General features: G+C 59.0%; 12 protein-coding genes. 5 read left to right on the top strand and 7 right to left on the bottom strand.

Going from position 1 to position 14859, the window contains the following annotated elements; translation table 11 throughout:
- Positions 1–40 precede the first annotated feature (40 nt).
- Positions 41–1399, bottom strand: coding sequence for a glycoside-pentoside-hexuronide (GPH):cation symporter (locus tag AB1E37_RS09275; RefSeq protein WP_016532291.1), 1359 nt, complete (start codon positions 1397–1399; stop codon positions 41–43).
- A gap of 512 nt (positions 1400–1911) precedes the next feature.
- On the opposite strand from AB1E37_RS09275, the gene AB1E37_RS09270 reads away from it, so the two are divergent.
- Both AB1E37_RS09270 and AB1E37_RS09265 read left to right on the top strand, forming a co-directional pair.
- Complete coding sequence (locus AB1E37_RS09270) at positions 1912–3654, top strand: alpha,alpha-trehalase (protein ID WP_032447678.1); 1743 nt, start codon at positions 1912–1914, stop codon at positions 3652–3654.
- A gap of 252 nt (positions 3655–3906) precedes the next feature.
- The gene (locus AB1E37_RS09265; RefSeq protein ID WP_032447679.1) at positions 3907–6027 is read left to right on the top strand and encodes a TonB-dependent siderophore receptor; all 2121 of its coding nucleotides are present in this window, start codon (positions 3907–3909) and stop codon (positions 6025–6027) included.
- 41 nt (positions 6028–6068) lie between these two features.
- On the opposite strand, the gene emtA is transcribed toward AB1E37_RS09265, so the two are convergent.
- A complete protein-coding gene (emtA, locus tag AB1E37_RS09260; RefSeq protein ID WP_002910846.1) occupies positions 6069–6680 on the bottom strand; it encodes a membrane-bound lytic murein transglycosylase EmtA in 612 nt (203 codons plus the stop codon).
- Between the two features lie 175 nt (positions 6681–6855).
- On the opposite strand from emtA, the gene ldcA reads away from it, so the two are divergent.
- A complete protein-coding gene (ldcA, locus tag AB1E37_RS09255; RefSeq protein ID WP_002910883.1) occupies positions 6856–7770 on the top strand; it encodes a muramoyltetrapeptide carboxypeptidase in 915 nt (304 codons plus the stop codon).
- 92 nt (positions 7771–7862) lie between these two features.
- Positions 7863–9596: a potassium/proton antiporter gene (locus AB1E37_RS09250; protein ID WP_002910885.1), complete on the top strand. Its 1734-nt coding sequence runs from the start codon at positions 7863–7865 to the stop codon at positions 9594–9596.
- A 16-nt stretch (positions 9597–9612) separates the two neighbouring features.
- On the opposite strand, the gene dadX is transcribed toward AB1E37_RS09250, so the two are convergent.
- The 3 genes from dadX to AB1E37_RS09235 all read right to left on the bottom strand — a co-directional run bounded on the left by dadX (position 9613) and on the right by AB1E37_RS09235 (position 12236).
- Positions 9613–10683 (bottom strand): catabolic alanine racemase DadX, encoded by a 1071-nt coding sequence (gene dadX / locus AB1E37_RS09245; RefSeq protein WP_002910887.1) that lies wholly within the window; start codon positions 10681–10683, stop codon positions 9613–9615.
- A gap of 9 nt (positions 10684–10692) precedes the next feature.
- Positions 10693–11991 (bottom strand): D-amino acid dehydrogenase, encoded by a 1299-nt coding sequence (locus AB1E37_RS09240; protein ID WP_004175465.1) that lies wholly within the window; start codon positions 11989–11991, stop codon positions 10693–10695.
- Positions 11992–12110: 119 nt separating this feature from the next.
- Complete coding sequence (locus AB1E37_RS09235) at positions 12111–12236, bottom strand: hypothetical protein (RefSeq protein ID WP_032447980.1); 126 nt, start codon at positions 12234–12236, stop codon at positions 12111–12113.
- 76 nt (positions 12237–12312) lie between these two features.
- Between AB1E37_RS09235 and AB1E37_RS09230 the strand changes: the two genes are divergently transcribed.
- Entirely contained in the window at positions 12313–13845 is a 1533-nt protein-coding gene (locus tag AB1E37_RS09230) for a SpoVR family protein (RefSeq protein WP_002910889.1), read from the top strand.
- Between the two features lie 74 nt (positions 13846–13919).
- Here the strand turns inward: AB1E37_RS09230 and fadR are convergent, their stop codons facing one another.
- Together fadR and AB1E37_RS09220 are read right to left on the bottom strand one after the other, a co-directional pair.
- On the bottom strand, positions 13920–14639 hold the full coding sequence (fadR, locus tag AB1E37_RS09225; RefSeq protein ID WP_002910890.1) for a fatty acid metabolism transcriptional regulator FadR: 720 nt from the start codon (positions 14637–14639) through the stop codon (positions 13920–13922).
- An 80-nt stretch (positions 14640–14719) separates the two neighbouring features.
- On the bottom strand, positions 14720–14851 hold the full coding sequence (locus AB1E37_RS09220; protein ID WP_020480987.1) for a hypothetical protein: 132 nt from the start codon (positions 14849–14851) through the stop codon (positions 14720–14722).
- Positions 14852–14859 lie beyond the last annotated feature (8 nt).

Here is a 14859-nt window from a genome sequence, read left to right as displayed (position 1 = left end):
AGAATTACCTGCATAGCCCTCTTAATACAGCGTGGAATAATCAGGATTCGGCGAAAGTGCCGTGTTTTAAATCATCAACGATGCCGTTCATTCTGTTTTCCGTTAAGCTGTAGAATTTAATCGAGACGGCGGTAAGCACATAAAACACGGAAGGGACCAGAGTAAACAACAGCACCACGCCCTGCACCGCTGAAGCCGACTGCACCGTGGTGTTAGCGGCGTAATGGAAATAGGCCAATATCCAGCCGAGGATGGCCCCGCCGACGGCGACACCCAGCTTGATGACAAAGATATTTGCTGCGACATTCATACCGGTAATACGCCGCTGGGTTTTCCATTCGCCATAGTTATTCACGTCGGTAATCATCGACCACTGCAACGCGCCGTTGCCGCCCTGAATGATAGAAATCAGAATATGCACGCCGAGCACCGCAATCCAATATTGTACCGGGACGATAAAGCAGACCACGCCCAGCGCGGCGGTGAGAAGATTAATCCAGAAAGAGAATCGGACCTTACAAAAGCGCGTCCCGAAGGGCTTGGCCAGCACCGAACCCAGCATGGAGGCAAACATACCGCCGAGCATGAATATGGTAATCACGTCGGCGCCTTTATGCAGGACGCTGTTAACATAATAGACGACGGCGCCACCGCGAATTACCACGGCGACCAGCATCATAAAATTGTAAACGGAAAGAATACGCCACTGATCGTTACGAAATAGTATTTTCACGTCCCGCGCGATGTTCAGGTTCTGTTCTTTAATCGGCTGCACGCGTTCTTTAGTCGTGGCGAAACAGGTGATAAACATCAGGCAGCCGATAACGCCAAACAGGGCCATCGAGACCTGAATACCGGTCGCGCGATCGCCGGGATAGAGAAAATCAGCCAGCGGTAAAATAAACGCAGTACCGAGCGCGCCGCCGATTGGGGTGATAGCGAAACGCCAGGACTGCAGCGAGAGGCTTTCGCGCGGATCGGAGGTCAGCGCCGCGCCCAGCGAGCAGTACGGAATATTAATCGCCGTATACATCAGTGTCATAAATATATAAGCCGCCACGGCGTAGGCAATTTTTCCGGAGTCGGAAAAGGAGGGAATGGAATACACCAGCACGCAGCTCACCGCAAAGGGCACGCAGATCGCCAACAGCCAGGGGCGAAAGCGGCCCCAGCGGGTTGAGGTGGCGTCAGCAATCGCGCCCATAATCGGATCGGTAATCGCATCCAGCAGACGCACCAGCAAAAACATCGTCCCCATTACGGCGGGCGGCAGGCCATAAATATCGGTATAAAAATAAGCCAGAATAGCCACAGACGAGTCAAATACGATGTGACTGGCTGCGTCCCCCAGGCTATAACCTATTTTCTCTCTGACAGAAATTTTTTCGCCAGCAGACATACACCACTCCTTTATGCAAAATGAAACCGGTTTCTGTAGTGTCTGCATTTTTTACTTATCCGCTATGCGCGGCGCCATTATGTTTTTTTATTAATTATTTATGTTTTTTAATTTATGTGATCCTGCCAGCCTTCAGTCATATTAATCCCGGTATTTTTGCCTGACAGATCACAGCCTTCATCCGTTGCGCAATTTTTAAAATGCGATAAATACGAACCTTATTGTTACAGATAAACATCCGTTCTTTTTTCGGATGCCGCTATCGAATAGCGCTTATTATTTACCCAGAAACATTCACAACAAAAATAACACCAGCCAGCATTTATATAATTAAGATTATAATATTCGGCTGAGCAGAATTGTGCCGCCTGGATAGCGACCGGTGAGCGGTAAATTCTCTGTTTTAGCGCAAAATGTTAGCTTCGACACGCGCAGCGGCGGATATTCGTCTATGGTTTTCTGATGGCCAAATGCAGTGGCACATGAGTCTGCAATGATAAGGAGAACAATCCATGACGAGTCCCTTTTCCCGTCGCCCCGCTACCCTGCCTTATGCTCTTCGTCTGGCGCTAGGGGGTGCGTTTATCGCCCTGGCGACGCTGACCGCTGAGGCTGAAGAAACCCGTCCAATCCCGCAATCACCCGATATCCTGCTCGGTCCGCTGTTTAATGATGTGCAAAGCGCGAAACTGTTTTCTGATCAGAAAACGTTCGCTGACGCCATTCCGAACAGCGATCCGCTGATGATCCTTGCCGATTACCGGATGCAAAAAAACCAGGCCAGCTTCGACCTGCGCCACTTCGTCGAACTGAACTTCACGCTGCCGAAAGAGAACGACACCTATGTGCCGCCCAAAGGGCAAACTCTGCGTCAACATATCGATGGCCTGTGGCCGGTCCTGACCCGCAGCACCGTCGAGGTGGAAAAATGGGACTCGCTGCTGCCGCTGCCTAAGCCCTACGTGGTGCCCGGAGGACGTTTCCGCGAAGTCTATTACTGGGACAGCTATTTCACCATGCTGGGTCTTGCCGAAAGCGGTCACTGGGATAAAGTCGAGGATATGGTCGCCAACTTCGCCGCAGAAATTGACGCCTGGGGCCATATCCCCAACGGCAACCGCACCTATTATCTCAGCCGTTCGCAGCCCCCCTTCTTCTCCTTTATGGTGAGCCTGCTGGCGACGCACGATGGCGACCAGGTGCTGAAAACCTACCAGCCGCAGCTGGAGAAAGAGTATCGCTACTGGATGGCCGGAGCGGACGCGCTGGCTCCCGGCAGCGCCGACAAACGGGCGGTGCGGATGGCGGACGGCGCGCTGCTCAACCGCTACTGGGACGATAACGACACCCCGCGTCCCGAGTCCTGGCTTGACGACGTCAAAACCGCCAAAAGCAACCCGAATCGTCCGGCAACCGAGATCTATCGCGACCTGCGCTCCGCCGCCGCCTCCGGCTGGGATTTCAGCTCCCGCTGGATGGACAATCCGCAGCAGCTCGCCACCATTCGCACCACCTCGATTGTCCCGGTCGATCTCAATGCCCTGATGTTCCATCTGGAGAAAACCCTCGCCCGCGCCAGCAAGGCATCCGGGGACAGCGCTGGCGCTACGCAGTACGATGCGCTGGCTAACGCCCGCCAGCAGGCCATCGAGAAATACCTGTGGAATGATAAAGAGGGATGGTACGCCGACTACGATCTGAAAAGCCACAAGGTGCGCAATCAGTTGACCGCGGCGGCGCTGTTCCCGCTGTACGTCAATGCCGCGTCACGCGAGCGGGCGACGAAAGTGGCCGCCGCCGCCGAGTCGCGCCTGCTTAAACCCGGCGGGCTGACCACCACCACCGTCAACAGCGGCCAGCAGTGGGACGCTCCCAACGGCTGGGCGCCGCTGCAGTGGGTGGCGGTCGAGGGGCTGCAAAACTATGGTCAGCAGAAGATCGCCATGGAGGTCACCTGGCGCTTCCTGACCAACGTGCAGCATACCTATGACAGTAAGCAAAAGCTGGTGGAGAAGTATGACGTGAGCTCGACCGGCACCGGCGGCGGCGGCGGGGAATATCCGCTGCAGGACGGCTTTGGCTGGACCAACGGCGTCACCCTGAAGATGTTGGATCTGATCTGCCCGCAGGAGAAACCCTGCGATGCGCTGCCCGCTACCCGTCCGGCGACAACCCCTTCACCGCAGGACAAACCTGTTGCGGCGCCCGCGGCTAACGACCCCGCCCCTGCGGAACCGCAAAAGACCGGCTCCTGACGCTTCGCCGCCCCCTACCAAAATCGGTAGGGGGGAAGCGGTCTCCCTGGTCACTACCGTCCCGCGCAGACCCATTCTGCGGCTCGCGGGAAACACTTCCCCACCCCCTCGCGTTGAACAGGTCACCTTTTCGCTTGATCGCACAAATACAAACAATAATAATTCGCATTACTTTTTAACGAATAATGACAGATTCGTTTTTCACGCGGCGGCGTACAGGAGTACCAGACCGCGTTGGTTCAGGATGATCTTATGAACGTGGCTATTTCTCGAAAACGCCCGGGGCTGCTGTATGCCCTTGCGGTCACACTCCCCTTCACCGCGCAAGCCGAAGAGACGGTGGTGGTCACTGCCACCCCGCCGGCGTCCGCCAGCGCGCCGACGGAGGGCTACAGCGCCAGCACCTCGCTCGGGGCGACGAAAACCGACCAGCCGTTAATCACTACCGCCCAGTCGGTGTCGGTGGTCACCCGCCAGCAGATGGCGGATCAGGGGGCGAATACCATCAGCCAGGCGCTGGAATATACCCCGGGGGTCTACTCCAGCTTCGGCGGCGGCGCCACCCGGTTCGACGCCATCTCCCTGCGCGGCTACCACGGCGGCGACGTCGATAACCTGTTCCTCGACGGCATGCGCCTGATGAGCGACGGCGGCAGCCATAACGTACTGCAAATCGACCCGTGGTTTATCGAACGCGTGGATGTGATCCGCGGCCCCTCCTCTGCGCTCTACGGGCAGAGCGTGCCGGGCGGCGTGGTCAACCTGACTTCCAAACGTCCGCAGTTCAGCCAGCAGGGCCACTTCCGCCTGACCGGCGGCACGCAAAATACCAAAGGCGCGGCCTTCGATTACACCGACGCCATCAATGACCAGTGGGCATGGCGGCTGATCGGGATGACCCGCAGCAGCGATACGCAGTATGACCATACCCGCGAAGAGCGCTACGCGATTTCGCCTTCCCTGCTGTGGCAGCCGGACAGCGACACCTCGCTGCTGCTGCGCGCCTATCTGCAAAAAGATCCTTCCGGGGGCTACCACGGCTCTTTGCCGCTGGACGGCACCCGCTACGCGCACAATGGCCGTAAGCTCTCCCCCAGCACCAACGAAGGCGATCCGGGAGATGGCTATCAGCGCCGCCAGCAGATCTACAGCTATGAGTTTGACCACCAGTTCACCGACGTCTGGTCGGTCTATTCCGCCGGGAGCTACACCCATACCAACGTCTCCCTCGATCAGGTCTACCAGGTTGGCTGGATAGATGACAGCGACATGCTGGCCCGCGGCTACAGCGGTTCGCGCGGTTCGCTGGACGGCTGGTCAACCGATAACCGCCTGCGCGCCGATTTCAATACAGGCGACCTGGCGCACACCCTGATCCTCGGCGCCGAATATCATCGCTTCCGTAACGACCTGTGGACCGGCGCCGGCGGCGCGGCGCCCCTTAACCCGTTTAGCGGCTATACCGCGCAGACCGGACATACCGTTACCTACAGCGACGACAATAATCGCCGCTATTACCAGACCGGGCTGTATCTGCAGGATGAGATGGTCTGGAACCGCTGGCATGTGGATGTTTCCGCCCGCTACGACCGCATCGTTTCCCAGCAGGTCAGCGATACCCAGGGGACCTCAAACCGCCGTTCAGACGACCATATCAGCGGCCGCGCCTCGCTGTTGTACGCCCTGGACAACGGTCTGTCGCCCTACCTGAGCTACAGCCAGGCGATCACCCCGGCGATGCTGCCGGGCGCGGACGGCAAACCGTTGAAACCGACCACCGCCGAACAGGTTGAAGCCGGCCTGAAGTTCCAGCCGCCGGGCAGCAGCGATCTCTATAGCATCGCGGTTTACGACCTGACGCAAAAGGATGTCGCCACTCGCGACCCGAACATCGCCACCGCCACCTATATTCCGGCGGGTAAGGTCCATTCCCAGGGCGTTGAGCTGGAAGCGCACCACCAGATCACCCCGCAGCTGAGTACTATCGCCTCGTATACCTGGAATCGTCTGCGTTTCCAGGACACCAAAGACGGGACCGACAATAACACGCCGCAGCTGACCCCGGATCAGATGGCCTCCTTCTGGGCGCGCTATCAGTTCCCGGCGGGGATCTCCGTTGGCGCCGGCGTCCGCTACATCGGTAAACAGTGGGCGGATGATGCCAACACCGCGCGGCTGCCGTCGGTCACGCTGATGGACGCCATGATGCGGGCCGACCTCGGCGTCTGGTCGCCAACGCTGAAAGGCGCTTATGTGCAGGTTAACGCCAACAATATCGGCGACCGCGAGTATATTTCCGGCTGCTATGGCACCGGCAACTGTTACTGGGGAGCAGAGCGCAGCGTTATAGCCACCGTGGGCTACGATTTCTGAGGACGTGGCCTCCGGGAGACTACCGGAGGCCAAACGAGGGATTACATGGCGTCCAGCGCTTTCTGTAGTTTCCAGATATAGCGCGGCGCCTGCGGTGCCGGGTGTTTTTTCACCACATGTTCGAAGAACTCATCGGCGTCGAGATCGTTAATCTCCTCGATGGCGTCCTGGCGGTTCGAGGAGAAGGTACGCAGCAGCGCGCCAGCGCCGTTGGCATAGGAGACCACCACCGCATAGCGCATCACCTGCGGGTCTTTGATCCCCGCCAGCGGACCGTTCTCCAGAATGCTCAGATAGGCGGCCCCCATCGAGATATTACGTTCCGGGTTTTTCAGCTCACTGACCGACGGCTCGCCGCGCCACCCCATCCGCCGATAGACATCGCGTCCGGAGGTCGAGGGCTTGAGCTGCATCAGCCCGACGGCGCCGGATTTACTCACCACCGCAGGATTACCACCCGACTCGATGGCGATGATCGCCGTGATCAGCTGCGGATCCACGCCCCAGGCGGCGCCGGCTTTTTCACTGATCGGCATCCACTGCATCGCCCGCTTCACCGGGACCTCGGGGTTCCACGGCGGGTTAGTGTAATCATGTTTCGAACTACAACCGGCCAGAAAAACGACTAAAATAAGCAACCATCTCAATTTCACACATCTATCCTTATCTACCCAAACGCCATCATGCTACAGAACGACGGCCGCGGTACGTCTCCCGCCTGCCGACAACCTGAAGGATGACGGGTGCGGACTGAAGTTAGCCACCTGGAGATGACAATCGCCATTCCAGGCGGCATCATAACCCTTTCATTCATAGCAAGGAATTATCATGTCTCAGTTTTATCTGGTCGCGCCATCCGGGTATTGCATCAACCAGCAGGCGGCAGCCCGCGGCGTCGAGCGTCTGCAGCAGGCCGGACACGAGGTGGCCCACCAGCAGGTCATTCCCCGCCGGCAGCAGCGTTTCGCCGGGACTGAACATGAACGGCTGGCCGATATTAACCAGCTGGCCCAGTTGCCCGGCCGCAACCGGATCGTCCTCGCCGTGCGCGGCGGCTACGGCGCCAGTCGCCTGCTGCCGCATATCGACTGGCAGGGACTGGTTGCCCGCCAGCAGCGCGACCCGCTGCTGATTTGCGGCCACAGCGATTTCACCGCTATCCAGTCGGGCCTGCTGGCCATGGGCAACGTCATCACCTTCAGCGGGCCAATGCTCGCCGGCAACTTCGGCGCGGAGACACTCGACCCGTTTACCGAGCACCATTTCTGGCAGGCGCTACGCCAGCCGGAATTCACCCTCGAATGGCCGGGCGAAGGGCCGAACTGCCGGGTGGAAGGCACCCTGTGGGGGGGAAATCTGGCGATGCTGACCTCGCTTATCGGCACGCCGTGGCTGCCGGCGATCCGCGACGGCATCCTGGTGGTGGAGGATATCAATGAGCACCCGTTCCGCGTCGAGCGCATGCTGCTTCAGCTGTTGCACAGCGGCGTGCTGGCGGCGCAGAAAGCGGTGATCTTCGGCAGCTTCACCGGCAGCGCGCCGAACGACTATGACGCGGGATACGATTTGCCGCAGGTCTTTGATTATCTGCGCCAGCAGCTATCCCTGCCGCTGATTAGCGGACTGGAGTTTGGCCACGAGCAGCGCACGGTGACCCTGCCGCTGGGCGCCCGCGCGCGCCTGGTGAATCAGGCGGCGGCCACCACCCTGACGATCGGCGGCCATCCGGTGCTGACAGAATAAATTTCCCGAACGCATAGGCGGATCCCCTGCGAATTGTTAAAATAGTGTCACTTTTAGCCATTTTTTCACGCCAGTCAGGGAGTACGTGAACATTGGACGCCGCTGCGGTCATTAGTCTGTTTATTCTGGGTTCTGTTTTAGTAACCTGCAGTATCTTATTGAGCTCCTTTTCTTCGCGCCTTGGCATCCCGATTCTGGTCATCTTTCTGGCCATCGGGATGCTGGCAGGCATTGACGGCATCGGCGGCATCCCCTTCGACAATTACCCCTTCGCCTATATGGTGAGTAACCTGGCGCTGGCGGTGATCCTACTGGACGGCGGGATGCGCACCCAGGCCAGCTCCTTTCGCGTCGCGCTGTGGCCCGCGCTGTCGCTGGCGACGGTTGGGGTGCTGATCACCTCGGCGCTGACCGGGATGATGGCGGCCTGGTTGTTCAAGCTGGATCTGATCGAAGGCCTGCTGATCGGCGCCATTGTCGGCTCCACCGACGCCGCGGCGGTCTTCTCGCTGCTCGGCGGCAAGGGGCTCAACGAGCGCGTCGGCTCGACGCTGGAGATAGAGTCAGGCAGTAACGACCCGATGGCGGTCTTCCTGACCATCACCCTGATCGAAATGATCCAGCAGCACCAAACCGGCCTCAGCTGGATGTTCGCCGTGCATATCATTCAGCAGTTCGGCCTCGGGATCGCCATCGGCCTCGGCGGCGGCTACCTGCTGCTGCAGATGATTAACCGCATCGTGCTGCCTGCCGGCCTCTATCCGCTGCTGGCGCTGAGCGGCGGGATCATGATTTTTGCCGTCACCACCTCCCTCGACGGTAGCGGTATCCTCGCCGTCTATCTCTGCGGCTTTCTGCTGGGCAACCGGCCGATCCGCAACCGGCACGGCATCCTGCAGAACTTCGACGGCCTGGCGTGGCTGGCGCAGATCGCCATGTTCCTGGTGCTGGGCCTGCTGGTGACGCCCTCCGACCTGCTGCCGATCGCTATCCCGGCGCTGCTGCTGTCGATGTGGATGATATTCATTGCCCGGCCCCTGTCGGTGTTTGCCGGCCTGCTGCCGTTTCGCGGCTTTAACCTGCGCGAACGGGTGTTTATCAGCTGGGTTGGCCTGCGCGGCGCGGTGCCCATTATTCTCGCGGTGTTCCCGATGATGGCCGGCCTGGACAACGCCCGCCTGTTCTTCAATGTCGCCTTCTTTGTGGTGCTGGTATCGCTGCTGCTGCAGGGCACTTCGCTGTCGTGGGCGGCGAAAAAAGCCAAAGTGGTGGTGCCGCCCATCAGCTGGCCCATCTCCCGCGTCGGGCTGGATATTCACCCGGAAAACCCGTGGGAGCAGTTTGTCTACCAGCTGGGGGCCGATAAGTGGTGCATCGGCGCGGCGCTGCGCGACTTGCACATGCCACCGGAGACGCGGATTGCCGCGCTGTTTCGCAACAATGTCCTGCTGCACCCCACCGGCAGCACCCGCCTGCGGGAAGGCGATATCCTGTGCGTTATTGGTCGGGAGCACGACCTGCCGGCGCTCGGCAAAATGTTCAGCCAGTCGCCGCCGGTGGCGCTCGATCAGCGCTTTTTCGGCGACTTCATTCTTGATGCTGAGGCCCGCTTCGCCGATGTGGCGCAAATCTACGGTCTCGACGGCGGTGAGGAGTTCCGCGAGCATCAGCAGTCGCTCGGGGAAGTGGTGCAGCAGCTGCTGGGCGCCGCGCCGGTGGTGGGCGACCAGGTGGAGTTCGCCGGGATGGTGTGGACGGTAGCTGAAAAAGAGAACGATCACGTGCTGAAGGTTGGGGTGCGGGTCGCGGAAGACGAGGCGGAGTGATCCGCCCCGGAATAGGTTACAGGGTCACAACTGGCACCCGCGGCGCCAGGGCGCACATCAGCTCATAGCCGACGGTGCCGCTGCTGGCCGCCACGTCGTCGATTTTAATCTCTTTGCCCCACAGCTCGACCGGCGCGCCGATCCCGGCCTGCGGACAAGGCGTTAAATCGACCGCCAGCATATCCATCGATACGCGTCCCACGGTAGTGGTACGTACGCCATCCACCAGCACCGGCGTGCCGCTCGGCGCCACCCGCGGGTAGCCGTCGGCATAGCCGCAGGCGACGATGCCGATCCGCTGCTCCTGGGTGGTGCGGTACAGGCCGCCATAGCCAATCGCCTCGCCGGGACGCAGGTTCTGCACGCCGATGATCTCGCTGCGCAGCGTCATCACCGGCTTCAGCCCGGTGTTGGCGATGTCCTGCCACTGCCCGGAAGGCGACGCGCCATACAGCACGATGCCTGGACGAACCCAGTCAAAATGCGCTTCCGGATGCCAGAGGGTCGCCGCCGAGTTGGCCAGCGAGCGCGGGCAATCCAGCCCCTCCGCCGCCTGTTCGATACGGCGCATCGGCTCGACAATTCCCTGCGGGTTCTCCGCCTCCGCGAAGTGCGACATCAGCGTCATCTCGCCGACGTTGCTTATCGCCCGCAGCTGCTGCCAGACGGTGTGGACCCGCTCAGGCATAAAGCCCAGCCGGTTCATGCCGCTGTTCACCTTGAGATAGATATCCAGCGGCGCGCGCAGCTTCGCCTGTTGCAGGGCCTTAATCTGCCAGTTGCTGTGGACGCTGGTGGTTAAACGATATTGATCCAGCACCGCCAGCTCATCGGCATGGAAGAAGCCCTCCAGCAGCAGGATCGGGCCTTTCCAGCCCTGCTCCCGCAGCAGGATCGCCTCTTCCAGGTTGAGCAAGGCGAAACCATCCGCCGCGCTTAACGCACTCCATACGCGCGCCACGCCGTGGCCGTAGGCGTTGGCCTTGACCACCGCCCACAGGCGCGACCCGGGGGCCGCGCGACGCACTATCTGTAAATTCTGCCGCAAGGCCAGCAGGTCGATGCTGGCCACTACCGGACGGGTCATGCAAGCTCCTTAGTTGTGTGCGCCGTGCAGGTGCTGCGGGCGCGCCGGGGTAAAACCGGGGCTGTAGCGGGCAACCGCCAGATCGTCGTAAGGGATCGCCGGCGTGCGGCCGGAGATCAGATCGCTGATAAGCTGCCCGGAGCCGCAGGCCATGGTCCAGCCAAGCGTGCCGTGGCCGGTGTTGAGCCACAGATTTTTATACGCTGTGCGGCCGACCACCGGCGTGCCGTCCGGCGTCATCGGCCGCAGGCCCGTCCAGAACGTCGCCTGCTCCACGTGGCCGCCGCGCGGGAACAGATCGCGCACCACCATCTCCAGGGTTTCGCGACGCGGCTGCAGCAGCGCTTTGTTAAAACCGACGATCTCCGCCATGCCGCCGACCCGAATGCGCTGATCGAAGCGGGTGATGGCGATTTTGTAAGTCTCATCAAGGATAGTTGAAACCGGCGCGCCGTCCTCCTGAGCGATCGGAATAGTCAATGAGTAGCCTTTCAGCGGGTAGACCGGTATATCCACCAGCCCTTTAAGCATCGCCGTCGAGTAGGAGCCGAAGGCCATCACATAGGCGTCGCCCTTGATAATCTCATCGCCGCATTTCACCCCGGCAATGCGATCGCCCTCGTGCAGCAGCGCATCCACTGCGGTGTTGAAGCGGAAGGTCACGCCGGCCTGTTCCGCCATCGCCGCCAAACGGGTGGTAAACAGCTGGCAGTCGCCGGTTTCATCATTTGGCAGACGCAGGCCGCCGGTCAGTTTGTGGCTGACCTCCGCCAGCGCCGGCTCCACCTCCGCCAACCGCTTCGCTTCCAGCAGCTGATACGGCACGCCGGCGTCCTCCAGCACCGCGATGTCGCGGGTGGCATTTTCATACTGTTTGGCGGTACGGAACAGCTGCAGCGTCCCGCCCTGGCGCCCTTCATACTGAATGCCGGTGGTGTCGCGCAGCGCCTTCAGGCAGTCGCGGCTGTACTCCGCCAGGCGCACCATACGGCCTTTGTTCTCCATATAGTGGCGGGTGTCGCAGTTGCGCAGCATCTGCCACATCCACTTCAACTGGAACGAGGTGCCGTCAAGACCGATCGCCAGCGGCGCATGGCGCTGAAACATCCATTTGATCGCCTTCAGCGGCACCCCCGGCGCCGCCCAGGGCGCCGCATAGCCGGGAGAAATCTGCCCGGCGTTGGCCGCGCTGGTCTCCTCTGCCGGACCGGGCTGACGGTCGATGACCGTCACGTCATGACCCGCCTGACTCAAATACCACGCGCTGGCTACCCCAACCACCCCACTTCCCAGTATGACGACACGCATAGCGACTCCGTAACAGTTAAAGAACAATCATCTAATTACAAATTGATAACTCAGTTGAAAATATTATTCAACATACGCTTTATTTATGGTGACTTAACTCACAGCAAACCGCACCAGCCCTACGCTGTGAGATTTACGATCTCATGCTGCGCTTTATTTTTACCCAGCATTAAATTCTGCAAACAAGGCAAAAAAACGGCTTTGAGATGGGGAAATCGCGAAGAAAAGCGATTGGCGTACAGCACAGTTTGCTGCACCGTGTTCTATGCTTGTTTAGAGGTTTTCCGTTCAGAGAAAACCAACAACAACGAGGGCGCGCTAATGGCTACGATTGACTCCATGAACAGGGACACCACCCGTTTAAGCGATGGACCCGACTGGACGTTCGAGTTACTGGAAACCTACCTGGCCGAAGTGGACCGGGTCGCCAAGCTCTATCGTCTTGACACCTACCCGCACCAGATCGAAGTCATTACTTCCGAGCAGATGATGGACGCCTACTCCAGCGTCGGCATGCCCATCAACTATCCGCACTGGTCGTTTGGCAAAAAATTTATTGAGACCGAGCAGGCCTATAAGCACGGTCAGCAGGGTCTGGCGTATGAGATAGTCATCAACTCCAACCCCTGTATCGCCTACCTGATGGAGGAAAACACCATCACCATGCAGGCGCTGGTGATGGCCCATGCCTGCTACGGGCATAACTCGTTTTTTAAAAATAACTATCTGTTTCGCAGCTGGACCGACGCCAGCTCGATCATCGACTATCTGATCTTTGCCCGTAAGTACATCACCGAGTGCGAAGAGCGCTATGGCGTCGACGAAGTAGAGAAACTGCTCGACTCCTGCCACGCGCTGATGAACTACGGCGTCGACCGCTATAAACGTCCGCAAAAAATCTCTCTGCAGGAGGAGAAAGCGCGGCAGAAAAGCCGGGAAGAGTATCTGCAAAGCCAGGTGAATATGCTGTGGCGCACCCTGCCGAAGCGCGAAGAGGAAAAAGCGATTGAATCCGCTCGTCGCTACCCTTCCGAACCGCAGGAGAACCTGCTGTACTTTATGGAGAAGAACGCCCCGCTGCTCGAACCGTGGCAGCGCGAGATCCTGCGCATCGTGCGTAAAGTCAGCCAGTATTTCTACCCGCAGAAACAGACCCAGGTGATGAACGAGGGGTGGGCCACCTTCTGGCACTACACCATCCTCAACCATCTCTACGATGAAGGGAAAGTGACTGAGCGCTTTATGCTGGAGTTTCTCCACAGCCATACCAACGTGGTGTTCCAGCCGCCGTACAACAGTCCGTGGTACAGCGGGATTAACCCCTACGCGCTGGGCTTCGCCATGTTCCAGGACATCAAGCGCATCTGTCAGTCGCCCACGGAAGAGGATAAGTACTGGTTCCCCGATATCGCCGGTTCTGACTGGCTGGAAACGCTGCATTTCGCCATGCGCGACTTTAAGGATGAAAGCTTTATCAGTCAGTTCCTGTCGCCGAAGATCATGCGCGATTTCCGCTTCTTTACCGTGCTCGACGACGATCACAACAATTATCTGGAGATCTCGGCGATTCACAACGAAGAGGGTTATCGCGAGATCCGCAATAAGCTCTCCGCGCAGTATAACCTCAGCAATCTTGAGCCGAACATCCAGGTGTGGAACGTTGACCTGCGCGGCGACCGATCGCTGACCTTGCGCTATGTGCCGCACAACCGCGTCCCGCTGGACAAAGGCCGGCGCGAAGTGCTGAAGCATGTGCATCGTCTGTGGGGGTTCGATGTGCTGCTGGAGCAGCAGAACGCCGACGGCAGCATTGAGCTGTTGGACCGCTGCCCGGCGCGGCCGAACGCGCTATAGCATTGCGGGGCGAGTAAAATAACAAAGGGGGCCATTGGCCCCCTTGTTCTGTATATCGATCGCGAAAAGCCCGCTTAACGCATATTCATGGCTAAATCACCGGGCAGCGATTTCTGCATCCGGTGCCAGATCTCGCCGCTGTCATGGCCGTAGCGACGAACCAGCTCGTAAACCTGGTCATGCAGGCCAGCCTCACACACTTTCGCCAGCTGATGATAGAAACCGAGCGCCAGGCTGCGCGCTTCCGGGCTGGAGAAATAGTGGCGGCCGATGCGGGTATACAACCCCTTCATGCCGTTGAGGATCAGACCGTAGATCGGGTTGCCGGAGGCAAACGCCAGACCACGGAAAATATTATAATCAAGCTCGGCGAAGGCGTCGGCGTGATCCTCCACCTCCCGGGCGCTGTCCAGGACCGCCAGCGCTTTATCCGGATGCTGGCGAAACGCGGTGCGGATAAAAATCGTGGAAATGTTGGTGCGCACGGAGAGCAGATTATCAATCAACTGCGGTACGCTGTCGTGATCGAGGCGCGCCAGCGTTTCGAGGATATTCAGGCCTGAGGTTTCCCAAAAGTTATTCACTTTAGTGGGCTTACCATGCTGAATGGTCAGCCAGCCGTCACGGGCCAGACGCTGCAATACTTCGCGCAGGGTTGTGCGGGTGACACCGATCAGCTCAGAAAGCTCGCGTTCAGCGGGGAGAATCGATCCGGGAGGGAAGCGGTTATTCCAGATACTCTCAATGATGTACTCTTCCGCGAAACCCGCAGGGCTCTGCGCCTTAATGACCATAGTAAGATTTCCATTACACAGCGTTACAATTGCACTCATCATACCAGAGCCGCTATAGCGCAGATAGCATGGCAAGTGAATTAAAAAGGGATCGCCGTTTCATTTTCCGCTTTTACTTTGCGCTTTTCCTTATCTTCACAAACCGCCAGCACGGCGCGAAGAAAGTTGCTTCTCATTTTGCTCAACTGGTACTCTTGCCAATCGTTATGCACAAAACCAT

The organism is Klebsiella sp. Shm-1 (assembly GCF_040804525.1).
GTDB classification, from domain to species: domain Bacteria; phylum Pseudomonadota; class Gammaproteobacteria; order Enterobacterales; family Enterobacteriaceae; genus Klebsiella; species Klebsiella pneumoniae.
This window is presented reverse-complemented; position numbering and strand designations above follow the sequence as displayed.